This window comes from Gloeothece verrucosa PCC 7822, from assembly GCF_000147335.1.
GTDB lineage: Bacteria > Cyanobacteriota > Cyanobacteriia > Cyanobacteriales > Microcystaceae > Gloeothece > Gloeothece verrucosa.
Genome location: NC_014501.1, coordinates 2,414,713 through 2,435,538, shown reverse-complemented (window position 1 = coordinate 2,435,538; position 20,826 = coordinate 2,414,713). Strand labels below are relative to the sequence as shown.

Here is a 20,826-nt window from a genome sequence, read left to right as displayed (position 1 = left end):
AAAATCAAAATTTACTTTTGTTCACCTAGTTGATCACCCCCTATTGGACCAATGTCTTCTCTAAATGATCCTTCCTCGTTTACCCTTCCGCCCTTTGCCAATAAACTAATACAGTCAGGCTACATCAACCTACCGCAAATACAGCAGGCTTTGATTGAAAAGAAAAAAACCGGACGTTCGCTGCTGGAAATTTTGCAAGAAGTAACTGGAAAGCCTCTGCCACCGGAGTTTGTACGCCAGCACAAAAAAGATCATCTATTTAATTTAAAAATTCTTTACGGAATTGATGTTTTTGATCCAGAAACCTATTCTTTCGAGTGGAAGCAGGTAGAAGAATTGATTGAGACTTTAATTCCTCTAGAATTATGTCGCCGCTACAAACTGTTCCCGCTCAAAAAACGGAATCACCAGCCGCCCTCCATTGTTGTTGCGTTAGTTAATCCTAAAGATCCAGAAGCGCTCAATGCTCTCAAACAGATTTTCCGTCCGAAGCAGTTGAAATTAGCGCGTAAAGTCATCACTCAGCAAGATTATAACCAATTACTCGAGCAGTACCTCACTCAGCGTCATTTTCATGAAACGACACAAATTCATGTAGCCGAAGAAGATTTAGAAACCCTAGTGGATATTACTGATATTTTTGAGGATGTATCACCGGGTTTAAGAAATACAAAACTCAAATCCGAAGATGACCTCAGTTTGCCGGAGGATGTTCAACAAGGTCCGGTGGTGACTCTAGTCAATAATATTTTGTCGAGAGCTTTAGAAAGCAAAGCTTCAGAGATTCAGATCGAACCTCAAGAACATCACCTCGATGTATTGTTTCGTCAAGATGGTGTAATTGGCTCCGCTTTCGATCCGATTCCTAAAGAAATTGCTTCGGCTGTCATCTCTCGGTTAAAATCTCTGGCTAATTTAGATATTACTCAAATCAATGCTCCGCAAAAAGGCAGGATGCAAAAATCTTTTTCAGGACGTAAAATTGATTTTTGGATCAGTACCTTCCCGGGTCGTAATGGAGAAAAAATTATTATCCGAATTTTAGACCCTAAAGCGATTTCATTAGACCTAGAAGAATTAATCACTGATGAGAATACCAAACAATTAATTAAAAATCTTGTTAATCGGTCTTCGGGTTTATTTTTAATTACTGGGCCTGAAAGTTCTGGCATTTCTACTACTTTTTATACGTTGCTGGCGCAGCGAAATCAATTAGGAGTCAACCTAGCTACTGTAGAAAATTCTATAGAAGTTTCTTTATCTGGTGTGACTCAAGTAGAAATGGATGATGAACAAAAAAAAGACTATAATTCTGTTCTACTCTCTTTTCTCAATCAAGGAGTAGATGTCATCGGCCTTGATCAGATTCGAGGCAAAAATACTGCTAAAACAGTGGTTGAAGCGGCTTTAAGTCATTTAGTCATCACCACATTACCGACTCCAGATGCGGCGAGTGCGATTCTTCGTTTAAATAAAATGGGTGTGGATGCTTCGATACTGAGTGACACCCTCATTGGTGTAATTAATCAACGTTTAGTGCGCCGTGTTTGTCCCGTTTGTCGTCTGAGTTATCAACCCACTGCTTCACAACTGGAAAAATTTCACTCATTGGTGTCACTAGACAAAAAAATTTCTTGTTACAAAGCGAATGTTCTCAGTTCTGTTGAAAAGGAACAAGCCCGATCCAAAGGACGATTATGTCGTCAATGTAATGGGCTAGGATATAAAGGCCAGGTAGGGGTTTATGAGGTGATGGGGATTAGCCAGCGTTTGAAGTCTATGATTGCTCAACAATCTGATGTTCAAACCATGAGAAAAGCGGCTATACAAGAAGGCATGACACCGCTATTAGTTTATGCCATGAACTTAGCCTTGGAAGGTCAGACGACTTTAGAAGAATTAGAGCGAGTTTTTGGTGATCTTTTAGAATGCAATCCGGGTGATTTGGGTTGTGATATCCCAGTATCTCAGCCTCCTCAAGTGATGCGTCGTTTACAGGAGATCGAGAAACTTTTAGAAACGCTAAATCGAGAGTTTAATCAACTTAAGCAGGAGATGACATCTACTGGTAATGCTTCTAATTCTTCTCAAACTCAAACGGCGGCTTCTTCTTCAAAGAAACCAGAAATAAGAGATGCTCAAGCCTGGGAAATCCTCAAAAAAGAACTTGAGTTTGATAAAGAAACGATGGTTTCATCAGATGAGCCATGTGAAGAATTGAGTGATCCGGGAGATTGGGAGACTCTCAAAAAAGAACTTGAAGCTGATAAAGAAACCGTTATCTCAGGCATTACCCTTGATGATGACGATTTGCCAGTAAACCATAAGGTTAAATCCGTTCCTGATCCTTGGTAAGTTATCGCCATCTTAGATCAGTTGTAGCAAGTTATCCCTACCCTAGAGGCGTTGCCGCCAACGTCTCTACAGGATAAGATAAGCCTATGGATTAAACTGACTAAAGTAAAATTGCTCCATGACTTCAGCTTATCTGGCGACAACTCTTAAACAAGCATTCCGCGTTTGCGATCCTCGTCCATTAAGCGGTGAAGATATGCAGCGATATTATGTTGATTTATCTAAGGTACGTAATACTAAAGCTATCGCTAAAGTTGATGCAGACCTTAAATTTCAAGAAGCTGAAGAATTTACTACAATTTTATTTACAGGTCATCGAGGGTGCGGAAAAAGCACTGAATTGAGACAAATTGAAGAAAAGTGGAAACAAGAGTATTTTATTATTTATTTAGAAGCGGATCAAGAAATTGATATTCAAGATGCTCGTTATACGGATTTATATCTAGTTATTATTAAGCAAATTGAATATGAACTACGCAAAAAAGAAATACAGTTTGATCGTGAGTTAATTAGAAATTTTGAAGCTTGGTTTAAGGAAATAACCAACGAAACTGAGGAAACCGTAGAAAGATCAGTAAGTATGTCGGGAACTTTAGAAGTAAGTTCTTCCCCTTTTCCGATTCCTTTTATTGCTAAGTTGCTCGTTAAATTATTGGCACAAATTAAAGGTTCTGATAAACAAAAAACTACCATTCGCCAAACTTTAGAAAGAGATATTTCCCGTTTACAAACAGACCTGAATCTTTTGCTTCTAGATGGATTAAAAAAAATCCGAGCAAAATTTCCTCACTATAAGGGATTCTTAATCGTATTCGATAATTTAGATCGGGTTCCTCCGCCGGTGGGCGATCATTTATTTTTTGATTATGCACCCCAGTTACAAGCCTTGAAGTGTAATATTATCTATACTGTTCCTATTTCAGTTGTGTATTCTGAAAAAAACGTGAATAATTTTTTTGATAAGTGTAATATTGTCCCGATGGTTAATATTTATGAGTTAAAACGTGATATTCCTGATTTAGGTTATAAACAAGAAGGCTTAACGGCGGTTGCTAGTTTAATTGAAAAACGGGTTAAAGTTGATGCGCTTTTTGAAGAATATGAGCAGTTATTAACCTTAGCAAAAGCAAGTGGCGGTCATGTCAGACAACTGATGCAAATGATGAGAACTGCTATTACTTCAACCGATGCCGCAGGCAGAACCAAAATTAATGCTGATGATGTGACGAATGCTATTAAAGATGTACAGTTTAATTTTGAGAGAACTATTCCTGATGAACATTATCCGGATTTGGTCAAAGTTTATTTAAAGAAAGAAATTAGTAACACTAACATTGGACAATCAATGCTGTTTAATACATCTGCCCTAGAATATAATGGGAATGAGAGATGGAATTATATTAATCCAGTAGTGAAATCTATTGAAGTTTTTCAAAATGCGTTAAAAAATGCTACAGTTTAATCCCTCAACTCGCTCAAATCAGAGTCTATTCTTTATTAATAATGAGAGTCAATTTTCTAAATTATTAACTTTTATTGACTTTTCGGAAGGATTGACTATAGGGTTTATTGAAGTTGATTCTAATCAAGAGAGGGATTGGATAATTGAAGCTTTAATTAAGCATCCTCGGTGTCAAGATATTCAGTTTGTGGTTTTGAATTTTGATGCTCCTGAAATACGCTTTCTTTTAGATGAAATTTTAAAATCTTTTTCGGAAAATACTCTAGTTAAAGATAAAAAGCCGGTACTCATTATCAAGGGTTTAGAAAATTCGATTGGACTTGATGAATATCCCCCTATTTTACAAAATCTCAATTTTGTTCGGGATGCTTTTAGTCATCAGGTTCCTTATCCAATTTTGTTTTGTTTACCTAGCTCTACGACTACTCGTTTTGCTAAATTTGCTCCGGATTTTTGGGCTTGGAAATCGGGAATTTTTAAGTTTCGCTCTCTTCCTGAAGCGGAGAGGTCTCAGATAGCTTTTCCCACCTTATCTCTAGAGTATATCCAAGATGACCCATTACCAGAAAGTCAGAGTAGAATTAATTTATTAGAACGATTACTTCAAGAATATTCAGAGAATCAAAGCGAGAAAAATTTGCAGACTGTGGTGTCAATTTTAGATCAGCTAGGAGGAGCTTATCTAAGTCGAAAAGAGTGGGAAAAAGCAGAAAATGTTCTGCTCGAAGCTTTGAAGCTAAGTGAGCAACAAGAATCCTTGCAAGTCGCTCAAGCAAGTCTGCTGCAAAAGTTAGGGGATTTGTATAGAAAAAAAAAATATGGGGAAAGGGCAGAAAATCTAGAGTTAGCTATTGCCGCCTATAAGCTGTCTTTAGAAGTATATACCCGTGATGCCTTTCCTTATGAGTGGGCAAGGACACAAAATAATCTGGGGATAGCTTATAGTGATCGCATTCGAGGAGAAAGGGCAGAAAATCTCGAGTTAGCGATTGCCGCCTATAGGCAGTCTTTAGAAGTAAGAACCCGTGATGCCTTTCCTGTTGAATGGGCAAGGACACAAAATAATCTGGGGATAGCTTATAGTGATCGCATTCGAGGAGGAAGGGCAGAAAATCTCGAGTTAGCGATTGCCGCCTATAGGCAGTCTTTAGAAGTAAGAACCCGTGATGCCTTTCCTGTTGAGTGGGCAATGACACAAAATAATCTGGGCACTGCTTATAGTGATCGCATCCTCGGGGACAGGGCAGAAAATCTCGAGTTAGCGATTGCCGCCTATTACCAGTCTTTAGAAGTAAGAACCCGTGCCGCCTTTCCTGTTGAATGGGCAAGGACACAAAATAATCTGGGGAATGCTTATAGTGATCGCATCCTCGGGGAAAGGGCAGAAAATCTCGAGTTAGCTATTGCCGCCTATAGGCACTCATTAGAAGTATTAACCCGTAACGCCTTTCCTTATGAGTGGGCAACGACACAAAATAATCTGGGGATAGCTTATAGATCTCGCATCCTCGGAGAAAGGGCAGAAAATCTCGAGTTAGCTATTGCCGCCTATAGGCACTCATTAGAAGTAAGAACCCGTGATGCCTTTCCTGAAGATTGGGCAAGGACACAAAATAATCTGGGGATAGCTTATAGATCTCGCATCCTCGGGGAAAGGGCAGAAAATCTCGAGTTAGCTATTGCCGCCTTAAACCAGTCTTTAGAAGTATTAACCCGTGATGCCTTTCCTGAAGATTGGGCAAGGACACAAAATAATCTGGGCACTGCTTATAGTGATCGCATCCTCGGGGACAGGGCAGAAAATCTCGAGTTAGCTATTGCCGCCTATAAGCTGTCATTAGAAGTATATACCCGTGATGCCTTTCCTTATGAGTGGGCAGGGACACAAAATAATCTGGGGAATGCTTATAGTGATCGCATCCTCGGGGACAGGGCAGAAAATCTCGAGTTAGCTATTGCCGCCTTAAACCAGTCATTAGAAGTATATACCCGTGATGCCTTTCCTTATGAGTGGGCAACGACACAAAATAATCTGGGTGCTGCTTATAGTGTACGCATCCTCGGGGACAGGGCAGAAAATCTCGAGTTAGCTATTGCCGCCTTAAACCAGTCTTTAGAAGTATTAACCCGTAACGCCTTTCCTGAAGATTGGGCAAGGACTCAATATAATTTGGGTGCTGCTTATGTTCAGAGAATATTGGGAGATAAGACGGAAAATATTGAAGCGGCTATTTCCTATTTCAAGGCAGCATTAACAGTATATACCCGTGAAGCTTTCCCCGTTGAATGGGAAATGATACAAAATCATTTGAGCAATGTTTCCCGTGAGAAAATATAGGGAGAGAAAGCTAATTATTTAGAAGCGGCTATCTCCTGTTTTAGGGCAGCATTAGAAGTATTAAACCCTCAAGCTTTCCCTTGATGAAAGGTAATACCAAATCCTCCTGGTTAGTTACCCCTTTTATAATTTAGCCCGCGTAGGATTGCTCTGTTCGTTGAGCCAGCCCCTTCAGGGTGAGGGAATTAAAGGGGGTAAGTAAGCCGGATTCAGTATAAATAATTGATTAACCTACTCGTAAATTAGACAGATCATCTTGATGAACAACCACTTGATTACCTCCCTGTTTTTTGGCTTGGAAAAGTGCTTGTTCAGCCCGTTTTAATAACTCTTCTATGTCACTCTCATTAACTTGATAGGTAGCCACTCCGATACTAACTGTAAAGTAAATTTGTTGATTTTCGACATTCAAAGATAGCTCACCAATTTTTTGTCGAAGACGTTCAGCTATTTCTAACGCAAATTGTGTCCCTGTATGAGGTAAAAATCCTAAAAAACTTCCCTGGTTAAACCGGACTAAATAATCTTCTTTTCGTAAAAAATTGTTCAGTTTTTTAGCCATAAATATCAACACTTCATTGCCTACTAATTCGCCATAAGTATCGTTAATAAAGTTCAAATTATCTAGGCATATTATCAATATTGATATAGGATAATTATAATAACAAGCCAGACTAATTTTTTGTTCAGTAATCGTCAAAATATGGCAACGGTTAGGAATAACTGTTAACTGCTCTAGCACGGCGATTTTTTCTAAATCAGTAATAGTTTTATTAAGCTTATTTCTAATAAACTTTAAAATCAAAAGCTTGATTTTTTTTAGTAAATATGTTACAATGAAAGGCCGAATAAAATAATTTTTAATCCCCAGTTCAAAGGCTTTTAATAACTGATGCTTCTCTTCACGATCAGCGAGTAAAACAATAGGAATATCTTGATAATCTGAATCTGCTTTAAGGCGTTCAAAGACTTGTAAACCATTCAAATTTTGCATCACCAAAGCCAATAAAATTAAATCCGGTTTAGTGAATTTAATTAGCTCAAGTGCTTCTTGTCCACTGAAGGCCAAGGTGGTTTTATAGCCGGACTGCTCTAAAATCGAGCGGAGGAATTCTCGATTCTGGCTGTCATCATCAACGATCATGATGAGGAAATTGTCGGCAGAAAAAACTCTCATTAAATAAGTGGGGTGTGTGTTAGAGGGATTCTTGATTAAAAAGGAAATTCTGGCTAGTCATTGATTGATTTTTCAATAACTAACCATGAATCATGCTATGCATCCGCTTTTTGAATCCTAAACCTATTATTTCCTCTATCACAAAAGATAGCTATAATTTGTATCACAGATGATTGCTAATAATTCTCACAGTTGATCTGTGATCTGTGTCATGGCATCTAAGCCAATGAGGAGAGTAAAAAAATTTTGAGAAAATGGGATGGATGGATCGGCGAACCCCACCCCTTAAAAGAAGGGAGGGGCCTTATCTATGGCTAAACTTTAGCCGCCCCTTGGGGAGTCACAGAGGGAGTTTCTTTTGGTTCCACTTCCACAAAAGTAGCCAGAGAGGATTCTCCAGTAATCAGACGGGCCCCTCGTCCTCGCGTAAAATAATTCCAACCCCACTGCACCATCACCACCAGTTTGTTATCAAATTCGATCAAGTAGTAAATATGTGCCCATAACCAAATGAACCAGGCCAATAACCCATGCAGTTTGACAAACCCCAGGTTAACGACGGCTGAGTGATGTCCAATCACTGCTAAACTCCCGTGATCAACGTAATAAAAGGGTAAAACAGCTTCTCCTTTTAAACGTTTTTTAAGCAGTTGAGCCATGTATTCTCCTTGCTGCATGGCAACCGGAGCAACACCGGGTAATGGTTTATCATCTTGGTGAGGGAAGTTGGCCAAATCCCCGATGACAAAAATGTTAGGATGTTGAGCAATACTTAAATCAGGTTCAACAATTACTCTGCCTGCTCTATCAAGTTTTGCGCCGGTTCTGTGAGCAAGGACTTCTCCCATTGAGGAGGCTTTCACACCTGCCGCCCATAATATGGTTTTAGCCTGAATATTTTTGACTTGTTCTCCTTGACGGATAGTGACCATCCCTTCACTCACATCTGTCACCATAGTTTTAGTTTGTATGGTAACGCCAAAGCGAGTTAAGGATTCTTCGGCTTTAGCCGATAGTTCCGGAGGATAGGGCGGTAATAAGCGGTCCATGCCTTCTAGTAAGAGAATTTTAGCCGCGCCTGTATCAATTTGACGAAAGTCTCCGGTTAGAGAACTATGGGCAATTTCTGCGATCGCTCCGGCTAATTCTACGCCGGTGGGACCTCCACCCACAATCACGAAAGTTAACCAAGCTTGACGAATCTCGGGATCGCTTTCTTTTTCTGCGGCTTCAAAAGCCATAAAAATACGCCGGCGAATTTCTAAAGCATCTTCTATGGTTTTTAACCCTGGAGCAAAAGTTTTCCAGTGATCATTGCCAAAATAAAAATGACTTACACCGGTGGCAACGATCAAAATATCATATTCTATGGGTTCATGACCTTTTAATATGACCTGTTTGTTTTCTGGATCGAGATCAATAACTTCGTCTAAGAGGACTTGAATATTTTTATGATGACGCAGGACAAGACGAAGCGGAGAAGAGATGTCAGCAGGAGAAATGCTTCCTGTAGCGACTTGATAGAGAAGGGGTTGAAAAAGATGAAAATTCCGTTTATCTATAAGAGTAACTTGTACTGGGGCATCTTTGAGAGCTTTGGCTGTGTAAAGCCCTCCAAATCCTCCACCGACGATGACGACACGAGGTTTCCGAGTAGTGTTGTTGCTCATAAGTTCACCGAGGGTTGACTTATACCTTTACAGTTTAAAAGATATAAAGAGTCGTTAAAAGTAGTAACAGTTACAAGACAATAATTTGTTATTGATTTTTCCTTCTCTAGTCTGATTTTAAATTTCGCAAAAGTTTTAGGTTTTATCTAACAAATGAATGAGGTATGTTTAGGCTATTTTTATTAATATTTATTTCGGTGATGGCGTTGGGTGGGTTCGGATGTCAAGCGGTGAAGTCTCCGCCACCAGAAAATCCTCTTTCTAAAAGCCCGTCTCCTGTTGCCCCTAGTGCGGAACGAGTTCCGCACCCCAGTCCGAGTAAACCCACAGCAGAACAAATAAAAGCGGCTTCTTCCTATCGGCTCAAAGGTCTTGAATACCGCAGTCAACAACGCTATACTGAGGCAATCCAGGCTTTTTATAGGGCAGTTGATCTCGATCCGCAGAATATTTCAGGCAGGGTTCTTTTAGGTTGGACTTTACATCTAGCGGGAAGGGAACCAGAAGCGATCACAGAACTTAAGAAAACTCTTAGTTTTGATGCTAATAATGTTGCGGCTTTAAATGCGTTAGGAATTGTTTATTTAGTGAGCGGCAATTTACCGTTAGCGGTAGAGACTCACCATAGAGCAATTAAACTGAAAGCGGATAATGAAATTGCTCATTATAATCTCAGTTTAGCTTATCATCTGCTGAAAAATTACGAACAAGGGATTATTCATGGCAAAGAGGCTACCGTTTTAGAACCGGAAAATCCTCATCCTTGGGTTGCTTTGGCTTTGGTTTATTGGGAAAAGGGAGATAAATTGTTAGCACAACAGACTTATCAAAAAGCGATTAATCTTGATGGGCGTTATCGAGAAAGTTGGTTTTTAGGTCATTTGAAAGAAGCCGGTTTTAGTAGCGGACAAATTCAACAAGTTGAGAAAATTCGTCAATCTGTTTAGACTTGAATAAATGTAGGTTTTGTTGAGTGATGAAACCCAAAATATTCACTCATTAATGTTTAAACTTTGTTGATGGCGTAATCTTTGATAAGTTAGTCATTTTCATATTATCCAAAGAGCTTATAGCTTAAACGACAGCCGGTTCTAACATTTGAATCGTTCCCGTAGTGGCATCTATTTCAACATTTATGCCTATAGGAAAAGTCAAAACCGGTTCGATATGACCAATAGTCGCGCCATACCAAGCCGCTATTTTTAAGGGTTGAATGTGATCCCATATAACCTCTTCTAACGTCAAAGAAGAATAATCGCCATCTGGTGTGCAGCGAGTACATTGACCAAAAATAAAGCCGGCTAATTTATCAAATACTCCGGCTAATTTAAGATGAGTCATTAAGCGATCAATCCGGTAAATTTGCTCTCCCACATCCTCAACAAATAAAATCGCCCCTTCTACATCAGGAAAATAGGGAGTTCCTACTAAAGAAGACAATATCGTTAAATTTCCGCCGATAAGTTTTCCTCTTGCTTTGCCCGGTGTAATGGTTTGAATACGGTTTTTGACCTGCATTAAACGATCTGAATCTTCAGAGGCGGCTTGATTTTGATAAGTCACTTTTTTGGCTAAAAATAAAACATCTCGAAAAGATTGGGTTTGATCACTGCGCCAAGCGGTTAACCCGTTTGGGCCATGAAACGTCACTAAACCCGTCTTAGCATAAATGGCTAAAATTAAAGCCGTTATATCACTAAATCCAATAATAATTTTAGGATTTTTTTTAATTAAATTATAGTCTAAATAAGGTAACATTCGACTACAACCCCAGCCGCCCTGTAAAGGCAGTAAAAAGTTTATTTTAGGGTCAGCAAAAAACTGATTAACATCCGCCGCCCGGTCTTCATCTTTACCCGCTAAATATCCATAACGATCCATTAAATGAGGAGCTAAATAAGGAACCAATCCTAACGCTTTTACGGCATCTAAAACAATATTTAGGTCTTCTCGTAAAAAAGTTGCCCCGGCTGGAGCAATTAACCCGACTCCCGCCCCAGGATATAATTTAGAGGGCTTTATTATAGGCTCATTTGAGGCTTGTCCTTGTTTTGACATAGCAATAACCGTAGCAACTGTGGCTGTACAAGCGGCTAAAAATTGACGGCGATTTAAACCTTTTAAGCTACTATAAGAATACTCGATTTCAAGATTTAGGTCTTGTGGTTGTTTTTGGGATTTTCGTTGATTTTGAAGCAAGTCAAACACGGGCTAAGAATGATTAAAGTAATTTCTTTATTTAGTGGTTGCGGAGGAATGGATTTAGGGTTTAAGTGGGCCGGATATCAAATCATCTGGGCGAATGATATTGATCATGATGCTTGTGAAACCTATAAAAGAAATATTGGCGATCATATCATTAAAGATGACGTTAAAAATATTAATTTTGAACAACTCCCCGATTGTGACCTGATTTTAGGAGGGTTTCCCTGTCAAGACTTTTCGATGATATGGAAAAGAGGAGGTCTTGAGACAGACCGAGGGAATTTATATCAATACTTTGTCAAAGCAGTAGAAGCGAAAAAACCCCTTGTTTTCGTGGCGGAAAATGTCAAAGGATTACTCACCGCTAATGGCGGCAAAGCCATCGAAAAAATTATTGAAGATTTTCAAAATTGTGGAGAGTTTGGCTATCGAATTTTTGCCGATATTTATAATTTTGCTGACTATGGGACTCCTCAGTTAAGACAAAGAGTTTTAATTATAGGAGTGAGGGGAGATAGTCCCTATATTTATCAAAAACCCAATCCAACTCATCCCCCTGAAAATTATAAAACAGCCGGAGAAGCTTTAAAGGATGTAGAAAAAGTTATTTATAATAATGAGCATCTAAAAATTCAAGCGAAAACGAAAAAAATGTTAAATCTTATTCCCGAAGGAGGAAATTATAAATCTATTCCCAAAACCTCTCGCTATTATGTTAAAGGAATGATTAGTCATGTCTATAAAAGATTAGATAGAAATAAGCCTGCTACAACGATTATAGCGGCTGGAGGGGGTGGAACTTGGGGTTATCATTTTACTGAACCAAGAGCTTTAACTAATCGTGAAAGAGCAAGATTGTTTGATTATCCGGATGATTTTATTTTTATAGGTTCTATTGCGAGTGTTCGCCGACAAATTGGTAACTCTGTGCCTCCTGGCGGCATTAAAATCATAGCTGAGGAGCTTAAAAAGGCATTTAAATAAAGCTCATGGTTATAAATATTATTTTTCGGCTAATCTATCTAATCGTTCTTGAATGAGTAAAGCAATAGCAGAACGCAAAAAGAACAAACCAAATAAACCTGATAAACCAAAAGGAATAATCGCCAATTTATTGTAAGGGGTGGACAATAACCCGATAGCCGCCAGCACACTAAAACCCGTTAGAGTGGCATTAATTAAAGTCCTAACGCCTAAATAAATCCGTTTGAGGAGGCGTTCATTTTCTAGAGAACGAACTCTAAACCGTAAATCTCCTTGTTCAATGCGGTCTTCTAAACGTAAAATTAGCCGCTCGGTTCGATTCCCTGCCGTAAAAGTATTTTTAATTAAATTTGCGGTTTGTTTTGCTAAAGCCATAATTAAATTTTTCCTACTTCCATCCGATACAGTAAGACTTTGTATAAAGGGTTGACTAGCCGCTAAAAGATTATACTGAGGATCTAAAGCTCTGGCAATCCCATCTAAAGTAGTCAACGACTTAATGATAAAAGTCATCTGAGCCGGTAAGCGAAAAGGTTGTTGTTTAAACATCATATAAACTTCTTCACTCACCTGTTCAAAGGCTCTAATATCAACGGGTTTATCTCGAAAATTCTCTAACAAAAATCTGACAATTCGCCTAACTGAACTCAAATCAGAAATAGGTTCTATTAATCCCATATAGACCAAAGTTTCCACCACCTGATCAGTATCTTTTCTCAGGACAGCAAAAAACGTCCGAATCATTTGTTCTTTAGCCACTGGCTTAACTTCAGCCATAGTGCCAAAATCATAAAAAATCAACTCTCCATCCAGATTAACCGCCATATTGCCGGGATGGGGATCGGACTGAAAAAATCCATCTAATAATAACTGTTTTAAATAAGAACAGATTCCCAGTTTAATCACTTCATCTAAATTAACGCCCTGAGCTTGTAGCGTTTCTCGGTCATCCACTTTAATTCCGGGTAAGTATTCCAAGGTTAATACTCTTTTGGTGGTGTATTCCCAATAGACTATAGGAGCTTTTATGCGGGGGTAATCTTGAAAATTTTCTCGGAAACGTTCGGCATTTTTTCCTTCAAGAATATAATCAATTTCTTGGAATAAAAGTTGAAAAAATTCTTGATAAACCGCTTCTAAGTTAAATTTTCTCACCTGGGGAAACCAATTAGCTATTCGCAGAACTTGATGAACAACTTCAAAGTCTAAATTAAATAATGTTTCTAAGCCTGGACGCTGAACTTTAACAACAACTTCCTCTCCGGTGTAGAGTTTTGCTCGATGAACTTGTCCTAAACTAGCAGAAGCGAGAGGATAAAATTCAAATGTTTCAAATAAATCTGAAATGGATTTTCCCAGTTCAGTTTCAATCACTGATATCGCTAAATCAGAGCTAAATTCAGGTACACGGTCCTGTAACTGAGCCAATTCCTGTACATATTCTATCGGCAATAAATCGGCACGAGTTGACAAAGACTGCCCTATTTTTATAAAAGTTGGCCCAAGATTTAATAACTGTCTAACCAGCCATTTAGCTCGTCGATGTCTTTGTTTCGCTGAATAGTTTTGAACTAAATTATCCCACCATAAATCAAACAAAAATTTACTCGCCACTGAAAAAATTTCTAAATGGCGTACAAAAGCACTAGATTGAGCGTTTTGCCAGCTTAAGGGCTGAAAATTGTTCCTCTTGGAGAGCATTCTCATTAACCAAGATTGTTGTTAAGATTGAGTGTGAGGTAAACTAATGATAAAGGAAGTAACATACAAATTCTCCTCGTTAATAGGATTACTTGCGACCTCAATCGTACCACCTAAAAGCTCTACTAAACCTTTAACTAAAGTTAGACCTAATCCTGTCCCTGCTATGGCTTTATCTGTCATACCTTGTCCTCGGCGAAAGGGTTCAAAAATGTACTGTTGTTCTTCTGGAGAGATTCCTAAGCCAATATTACTGATAGTAATCACCAAATTTTTTTGCTTGAGTTTCTCTTGCTGGCTTACTTCTATAGAGACAGTGGTCTGTGGTTGGGAAAATTTGCCGGCATTAGTGAGTAATTCTAAAATTATACTTCTAAAATGCTGAGGGTCAGTGTAAAAAATTAAGGATGAGTCAGCATTACCGTCAAGTTCGGGGGATAGTAATCCCTCAGTTACTAAATTCAGTCGTTTGCGTTTGTCTTGTTGCCATTGTTGCTGAAATAAGGGTACGATTTCCTTAAAAATAAACCCTAAATCCACTTGTTGCCGTTGTACGGATAGTTCGGTGGATTTGAGTTGTTGTAAAGTTTTAATGTTGTTAATCAGATCGTAGAGTCGCTGCCATTCTTGTTTAAGAATATTCCAGTTTCTTTCCACTGACTGAGGAGATAAGCGATCTTGGCAATTGCTTAACATCTCAATGGCGAGTTTCATCGTGGCTAGAGGGGTTCCGGCCTCATGGCTAATGGTAGTAATGATTTCATCTTTGAGTTCATTTAAATGTCGCTGCTGTTCAAGTTGCTGGCGCGTCAGTTGATACCACTTTTTAAAGAGATTGTCTCCGGTTAGGGCCCTGCTGCCGCTACTAAAAGGTAAAATGGTATTCGGGTTGGGGTCAGAAAATTGTTCTCGACTACTGCTTATCTCAGCTTTTTGGTAAATCATCGAGTTAGCGATCGCCACTAGGGAACTCGAGTATTTCAATAAGCCTTGTTCTTCTTGAGTCCAAGCATGAGGGTCTTGTTTGGCGAGTAAAATTAAGCCGTTAATCTCTTGGCCAAAGTGGGTAGCGACTCCTAATAAAGCTTTTAGCGGCAACAATTGTGCTAATTCTTTTATCTGTGAGGCTTGGTGATCTGCTTGCACATCGGCGATCACCAGTGGATCTGTTTCTATCACCATTGTTTTAATGAGGGGATGAAGCAGTAATTGTTTACTAATTTCATATTGAGAAATATCCTTAGCCCAAAAACCCGGACTAATGGCGGCTGATGAGGGATCGGCTACAATTAGGCAAATATCCCCTTGAAAATATTCTCCAAGTATAGTAGCTATACCTGTGAGCATCAATTGAGGGTCAGGATTCGTTTGAATTAAACGGATGAGTTGTGGAACTGGGCTGTTAGAATCAGGGTTATATTCCATCGTGGTAGCACAGCTTTTGTATTTCTGAATTTGATTGAGGTTGATCATAAATGATTAGTAGTCTATTTATTGGCTGAAGCTAAAAGATCTTTAACATAATTTTATTGATTCCATGATGAATTTTTTAAAAACTGGAGGCTGACCCTGATAAATCCCTGAACCGAACTCTAAGTATAAACAAGTAAATCCTTTTGACAGGTTTTTTTAATTAATCAAAAACTCATAATCAGTTGGACTTGTATTAGATGATCTCGAGGCTTTTGGCAATAAAATTGGCGATTTCAAGGGATTAGCCAACCCAGCATTTATTCATAAGCATCAAATTCATTCATATCGAGTGAGAGATTTTAGGTTTATACCCTAATCATCGAAGAATTATAGTCATTCTCCAAGGGGAAAACTACCTAAATCAATATTTAGGAGAAAAGGGTTATCAAGGTAACAACGTAGATCAGGGAATTTTTGGCTGTGATCATGTCTCGGTTTGGGCTTTAGTAGCCTAAATCTACGGCAATACGATGACCACAAGCAAATCCTGAAAAAGCCACAGCATTTAATCCTTGTCCTGGAAAAGTGCTATCTCCTACACAATAGAGTCCAGCAATAGAAGTGCGGTTAAAAGGCATTGCTAATAACCCCGCTAATTTATAACGTGGGATGGGGCCATAACTGCCGTCTACTCGGCCTAAAAAGCGTCGATGAGTGCGGGGGGTTCCTACCTCTTGATAATCTAAACCCTTAGCCAGTCCGGGAAAAATCTGTTCTAATCTTTCAATAATTCGTGCGGCAGCCTCTTCTTTTTTCAACTGATACTGACTTGAGGTTAGTCCTCGCCATTCGTCGATCCAGCTTGGGGTAAAGGCATGAACAATATGATAGCCTTCTGGGGCTAAGTCCGGATCGAGTAAGGTGGGAATTGAGACAAAAATCGTCCCCTGTTCATCCTCCATGCGTTGCCAATCTTCCAATAAGATATGATGACATTCGCTTTGAGGCGGTAAGACATTGGCTTTGATGCCTAAATGTAAACTGAGAAAAGAGGGAGATTTCTGATAGCGTTTTTGCCATCGTTTTTCTTTGTCCGGCATGATTTCAGGGGATAATAATTTCTCGAAGGTATCCCAACGAGTCGCATTAGAGACAATGCGTTTAGCGCGGTATTGTTGACCATTGGCTAATTCGACTCCGACGGCTTTACCGTTTTCGAGCAAGATTTTTGTCACTCGGGCTTGATATTCAATGACGCTGCCGGCTTTTTCTAATCCTTCTACTAATTTAAGGGGAATTTGTCCGACCCCGCCTTTAGGATAATTAATGCCGCCATAGTGCCGATCTGAAAATACCATTCCTGCATTAATCATGGGGGTTTGATCCGCAGGAACCACCGACCAACAGTAACACTCCATATCAATAAATTTTAATAATTTCGGGTCGCTGATGTATCGACGGGCGACATCTCCGGCATTTTGGGGTAAGTATTTGAGCAAACCTAAACAAGCACCCGGATGCTGAAAAAACACTCGCATCAGATACCGGGGTTCTTCTAAAGAAAGTAATTCCATTGCATTTAAGCAGTTAAATACTTTCCAGCATTCATCATAAAAACGGCGAATTCCCTCTCGTTCATGGGGAAAATGACTGGTTAATTCTTCTAAAAACTTTTCATAATCCCGATGAACTTTGAGATCTAATCCTTCGGGTAGATGATAATGAATTTGGACAGGATCGGCAATGGTTTCTAGACTCACGTTAACCGCTTTTAGGGCACGGGTGAGTAAGTTCGTGGTTCCTTTTGTCCCAAAGCCAAAAATCATTGATGCTCCCACATCAAAGCGATAGCCCTCCCGTTCAAAGTATCCTGCACTGCCACCGGGAATGATATAGCGTTCTAACACTAATACCTTGGCTCCTTTGGCGGCGAGTTGGGTAGCTGAGACTAATCCGCCGATACCAGAGCCGATAACAATTACATCGTAGTGGGTATCGGTTGTCGAGCTTGCATTCATATAGCTTGAGGTTAAGAGAGTTTTGCTATAATTGTGACATATTTGCGGCTAGTTGCTATAGGATTTATTGTCTACAGATCAACACAGATAAATACAGATATAATTTTTTTGGGTTGTGTCTTGTTGGCGGCTTTAAGTAATATTTCTTTCTGAACGTCGCCAAAACCATAACACTATCCAAGTGACAAAGAGTCTGAATTCTAAGGGTAGGGTGGTGGGTAAATCAATAATGGCTTGCCGATCTAAAATGTTTTTAGAGTCGATGATGCCTAGAGTTTGTTTTTTTTGCTGTAAGATAAATTTCTTTGAGAACATTGAAGCGGCTTTTAGTTGATACTGAGTTTCTGCATAATTGAGTTTCACCACTCGAATCAATGGATTAGCCATTTCAGCATATCCTAAACGGTTTTCATAATTATCGAAAAAAAATTTCACGGCTAATAAGCCTTTATACCTAACTCGATAGTCAGATTTTTGAGTGAGAATTTTTCCGGTGGTGTCTCGCCATGAGAATTCAAGTTTACCAACAAAACTATTATTTTCTTCAACATCACAGTTCCAAGTCAACCAGTTTTTGGGAATTGTTTTTAGCATAATTAACTATTTTCAGCTACCTTTTAGCGTCGGGGAGTTAACTTAAAAATAATCGATAAATCCCCTAATAGAATCATTCCTTTAGATAAAAATCGCTTTAAGTGGGGCGGGCTGTTGAGTAGAGAAATCAGTAGAAAGATAGTTGTTTTTTTATAAATTTTATGATATAAGTGACGAAAAAAAAATAGGGTGAAAAACTCACCCTATTCCTACCCTGAAAAACTTATCCTAGGCTAGTGCCGGGAACGGTTCCCGACTAAAAAAACTAAGAAGCTTGCTGAGGTAAAACTCCGACTTGGACGCTGAGTTTAACGGTTTTACCCTCTCGATTAATTTGTAAGGGGATATTATTGCCGACTCGGGAATTTTCCACCTCTTCTTGCACTTGAGAGGGATCATTAACCGATTTTCCATCAATGGCGGTGATCACATCTCCTTCTTTTAATCCGGAGCGTTGCGCGGGAGAGTTAGGAACCACACCGACAATGACAATTCCCTGATTTTCGGAAATTTTCCAGCCTTTAGTTTCTTGCAATTGCTCCTTAAGATCGGGAGTTACTTGAGCCATTTGAATTCCGAGATAAGCATGGTTGACTTTGCCATTAGCAATTAATTGGTGGGCGATTTGTTGCGCTTTATTGATGGGGATCGCAAAGCCAATTCCCTGAGCATTTTGAATAATAGCGGTATTGACACCGATCACATTGCCTTGAGCATCTAATAAAGGCCCACCAGAGTTACCCGGATTAATGGCGGCATCGGTTTGAATAAATTGTACCCGTTTATCGCCTGCCCCAATTAACGCGCTACTTCTTCCTGTGGCGCTGACAATTCCTGTGGTAACAGTATTATCTAATCCTAAAGGATTACCAATAGCGATGGCCCATTCGCCCACTTGTAGATGATCTGAGTCAGCGAGTTTAACAGTGGGGAGATTATCGGCCTCTACTTTAACCACAGCAATATCGGTGATGGGATCACTCCCTAAGACTTTGCCGATTAAGGTACGTCCATCTTTAAGAATAACATTGACTTTATCAGTGCCATCTACCACATGAGCATTGGTGATAATTTCCCCTCTTGAACTGATAATAAAACCTGAACCGGTTCCCCGTTGTACTTGTTTATTAGGGATTTCGGGCTGATCAGAACCGAAGAATTGACGGAAAAAAGGGTCATTAAATACCTGTGGGGTTTGGGTCGTCACCGTGCGAGATGAGTCTATACGTACTACTGCCGGACCGACTTCTTGAACCACCTGGGTAACAAAATTGATAGGAACGGCAATTTGAGGAGATGGAGTTGATGAATTGATTGATGGTTGTGACTGGGTAGGGTTATCAGTAGTCCGTGCTAGAAGAGAAGGACTACTAAATACATAAGATCCACCGATTCCCATTCCTGCGCCCAATATAACCAGGGAACCATAAGTTAAGGCGCGTTTCCAAGGAGAGGGTTTTGGTTTTGGTTTAAAATTGGAGTCATGGATGTCGATAGTATTTGTCATAGTATGTCCGTTTTAACTTCGCTTAAGAATTTAAATATTCAATTTAGGCTAAAGAGGAAAGTCAGCCCTAGGTGTGTGAGGAGTTTTCGGAGTAAAACGGTGTGTAAGAAGCTTTACGGGAAAACGGTTTATTGAGGCTGACATCTTTAATCTAGGTTGTGGGTATGACTTCAGTATGATATTGAGATGAAATTTATGTGACAATACTGAATTGGGTAGTTGGACAATAGGCAAAAAGTAATAGGCAAGGCTTTTAGGGATGGCGCACCAGTAGCTTGATCTATCTTCAGAGAGTTACCAGTAGCCGCTTAACACTTCAATTGTGCTAGAGGCGGTTTTTTCCCAACTAAATTGACTCGCTTGTTGTAACCCTTGTTGACTCAGCCGGGTTCTGAGGGGTTCATCAGTACCGATCGCTTGCATTGCTGCGGTTATTTCTTCGATATTATAGGGATTAACTAATAATGCCGCATCGCCGGCCACTTCGGGTAAGGAGGAAAGATTAGAGGTAATGACAGGGGTTCCGCATCCCATCGCCTCTAAGACGGGTAGTCCAAACCCTTCCCAGAGAGAGGGAAAGACTAAGGCTAAAGCTTGATTGAGGATTAAGGGCAATTTCTCATAAGGGAGATAATCGAGAAAAATAACTTGTTGAGATAATCCTAATTCATCCACCTGAGTTTTGAGAAGAGGGGTAAATCGAGGATCGGAAGATCCAGCGATCCAAAGTTGATAGTTTTGACAGTGAGGAAGTGCGGCAAAGGCGCTAATGAGACGATGTAAATTTTTATAGGGATCATGACGGCCAATATAGAAAAAATAAGGAATTTGAGGCCGTTTAATCTCGTTGGGAAGGGGGCGAAAATGAGTTTTATTGTAGGCCAAAAGCACAGGGGTAATTTTTGAGTCCGGAATGCCAAAAAACGCTTGTAAGTCTTTTTTTGTGGCCATCGAATCACAAATAATATGTTCAGCTTGAGCCAAAACTCGGGGAAGATAATAACGACAATACAGGGTTAAAGCCGAAAACCGTTTAGGAAAGCGTAAAGGAATTAAATCATGTACCGTCACCACAAAGCGGCAATTAGTATAAATAGGGGCTTCAGGAACCGGCGAAAATAAAAGAGAACTATTCAATTGACGATAAATATTAGGAACTTGAAACTGAGTCCACCATAAACGCTGAACATTTCCTTTTGTCCCTTGTGCTTGAGTGAGATTGGGAGGCACCAGAAAACAGTTAAAATTATCAATAGCATTAGCTGTCAATAAAATAGGTTCTAGCGGCTGTAAATAAGGAAAAAGATTCGACGCATAAGTCGCTAAACCCGTAGGCTGAGATAAAAGAAAAGACAAATTAACCAATAATTTTTTATCCATGATTATTTATCTGTGTTCATCT

The 20,826-nt window shown here is 39.5% G+C and carries 14 protein-coding genes; 5 read left to right on the top strand and 9 right to left on the bottom strand.

The window, feature by feature from the left end; genetic code table 11:
• Nucleotides 1-51: 51 nt before the first annotated feature.
• The 3 genes from CYAN7822_RS10640 to CYAN7822_RS36760 all read left to right on the top strand — a co-directional run bounded on the left by CYAN7822_RS10640 (nucleotide 52) and on the right by CYAN7822_RS36760 (nucleotide 6,155).
• On the top strand, nucleotides 52-2,355 hold the full coding sequence (locus CYAN7822_RS10640; protein WP_013322266.1) for a GspE/PulE family protein: 2,304 nt from the start codon (nucleotides 52-54) through the stop codon (nucleotides 2,353-2,355).
• 118 nt (nucleotides 2,356-2,473) lie between these two features.
• Nucleotides 2,474-3,817 carry an AAA family ATPase gene (locus CYAN7822_RS10635; RefSeq protein ID WP_013322265.1) on the top strand — a complete coding sequence of 448 codons (1,344 nt, stop codon included), beginning with the start codon at nucleotides 2,474-2,476 and terminating at the stop codon, nucleotides 3,815-3,817.
• Nucleotides 3,804-6,155 (top strand): tetratricopeptide repeat protein, encoded by a 2,352-nt coding sequence (locus CYAN7822_RS36760; protein WP_013322264.1) that lies wholly within the window; start codon nucleotides 3,804-3,806, stop codon nucleotides 6,153-6,155. The genes CYAN7822_RS10635 and CYAN7822_RS36760 overlap by 14 nt, the downstream gene beginning before the upstream one ends.
• A 226-nt stretch (nucleotides 6,156-6,381) precedes the next feature.
• On the opposite strand, the gene CYAN7822_RS10625 is transcribed toward CYAN7822_RS36760, so the two are convergent.
• Complete coding sequence (locus CYAN7822_RS10625) at nucleotides 6,382-7,332, bottom strand: diguanylate cyclase (protein WP_013322263.1); 951 nt, start codon at nucleotides 7,330-7,332, stop codon at nucleotides 6,382-6,384.
• Between the two features lie 314 nt (nucleotides 7,333-7,646).
• A complete protein-coding gene (locus CYAN7822_RS10620; RefSeq protein WP_013322262.1) occupies nucleotides 7,647-9,002 on the bottom strand; it encodes an NAD(P)/FAD-dependent oxidoreductase in 1,356 nt (451 codons plus the stop codon).
• Nucleotides 9,003-9,166: 164 nt separating this feature from the next.
• Here CYAN7822_RS10620 and CYAN7822_RS10615 point away from each other — a divergent pair, with 164 nt between their 5' ends.
• Nucleotides 9,167-9,949, top strand: coding sequence for a tetratricopeptide repeat protein (locus CYAN7822_RS10615; protein WP_041933207.1), 783 nt, complete (start codon nucleotides 9,167-9,169; stop codon nucleotides 9,947-9,949).
• Nucleotides 9,950-10,076: 127 nt separating this feature from the next.
• Here the strand turns inward: CYAN7822_RS10615 and CYAN7822_RS10610 are convergent, their stop codons facing one another.
• Nucleotides 10,077-11,060, bottom strand: a complete 984-nt coding sequence (locus CYAN7822_RS10610; RefSeq protein ID WP_083786922.1) for a S66 peptidase family protein — start codon at nucleotides 11,058-11,060, stop codon at nucleotides 10,077-10,079.
• Between the two features lie 159 nt (nucleotides 11,061-11,219).
• Here CYAN7822_RS10610 and CYAN7822_RS10605 point away from each other — a divergent pair, with 159 nt between their 5' ends.
• A complete protein-coding gene (locus CYAN7822_RS10605; RefSeq protein ID WP_013322259.1) occupies nucleotides 11,220-12,191 on the top strand; it encodes a DNA cytosine methyltransferase in 972 nt (323 codons plus the stop codon).
• Between the two features lie 18 nt (nucleotides 12,192-12,209).
• Here the strand turns inward: CYAN7822_RS10605 and CYAN7822_RS10600 are convergent, their stop codons facing one another.
• The 6 genes from CYAN7822_RS10600 to CYAN7822_RS10575 form a co-directional block, all read right to left on the bottom strand.
• Nucleotides 12,210-13,892, bottom strand: coding sequence for an ABC1 kinase family protein (locus tag CYAN7822_RS10600; protein WP_041933206.1), 1,683 nt, complete (start codon nucleotides 13,890-13,892; stop codon nucleotides 12,210-12,212).
• 21 nt (nucleotides 13,893-13,913) lie between these two features.
• Nucleotides 13,914-15,365, bottom strand: a complete 1,452-nt coding sequence (locus CYAN7822_RS10595) for a GAF domain-containing sensor histidine kinase (RefSeq protein WP_013322257.1) — start codon at nucleotides 15,363-15,365, stop codon at nucleotides 13,914-13,916.
• Nucleotides 15,366-15,808: 443 nt separating this feature from the next.
• Nucleotides 15,809-17,323, bottom strand: a complete 1,515-nt coding sequence (gene crtH, locus CYAN7822_RS10590) for a carotenoid isomerase (RefSeq protein ID WP_013322256.1) — start codon at nucleotides 17,321-17,323, stop codon at nucleotides 15,809-15,811.
• Between the two features lie 132 nt (nucleotides 17,324-17,455).
• Nucleotides 17,456-17,917: a hypothetical protein gene (locus CYAN7822_RS10585; RefSeq protein WP_013322255.1), complete on the bottom strand. Its 462-nt coding sequence runs from the start codon at nucleotides 17,915-17,917 to the stop codon at nucleotides 17,456-17,458.
• A 265-nt stretch (nucleotides 17,918-18,182) separates the two neighbouring features.
• A complete protein-coding gene (locus tag CYAN7822_RS10580; protein ID WP_013322254.1) occupies nucleotides 18,183-19,424 on the bottom strand; it encodes an HhoA/HhoB/HtrA family serine endopeptidase in 1,242 nt (413 codons plus the stop codon).
• 294 nt (nucleotides 19,425-19,718) lie between these two features.
• A complete protein-coding gene (locus CYAN7822_RS10575; protein ID WP_013322253.1) occupies nucleotides 19,719-20,804 on the bottom strand; it encodes a glycosyltransferase family 4 protein in 1,086 nt (361 codons plus the stop codon).
• Nucleotides 20,805-20,826 lie beyond the last annotated feature (22 nt).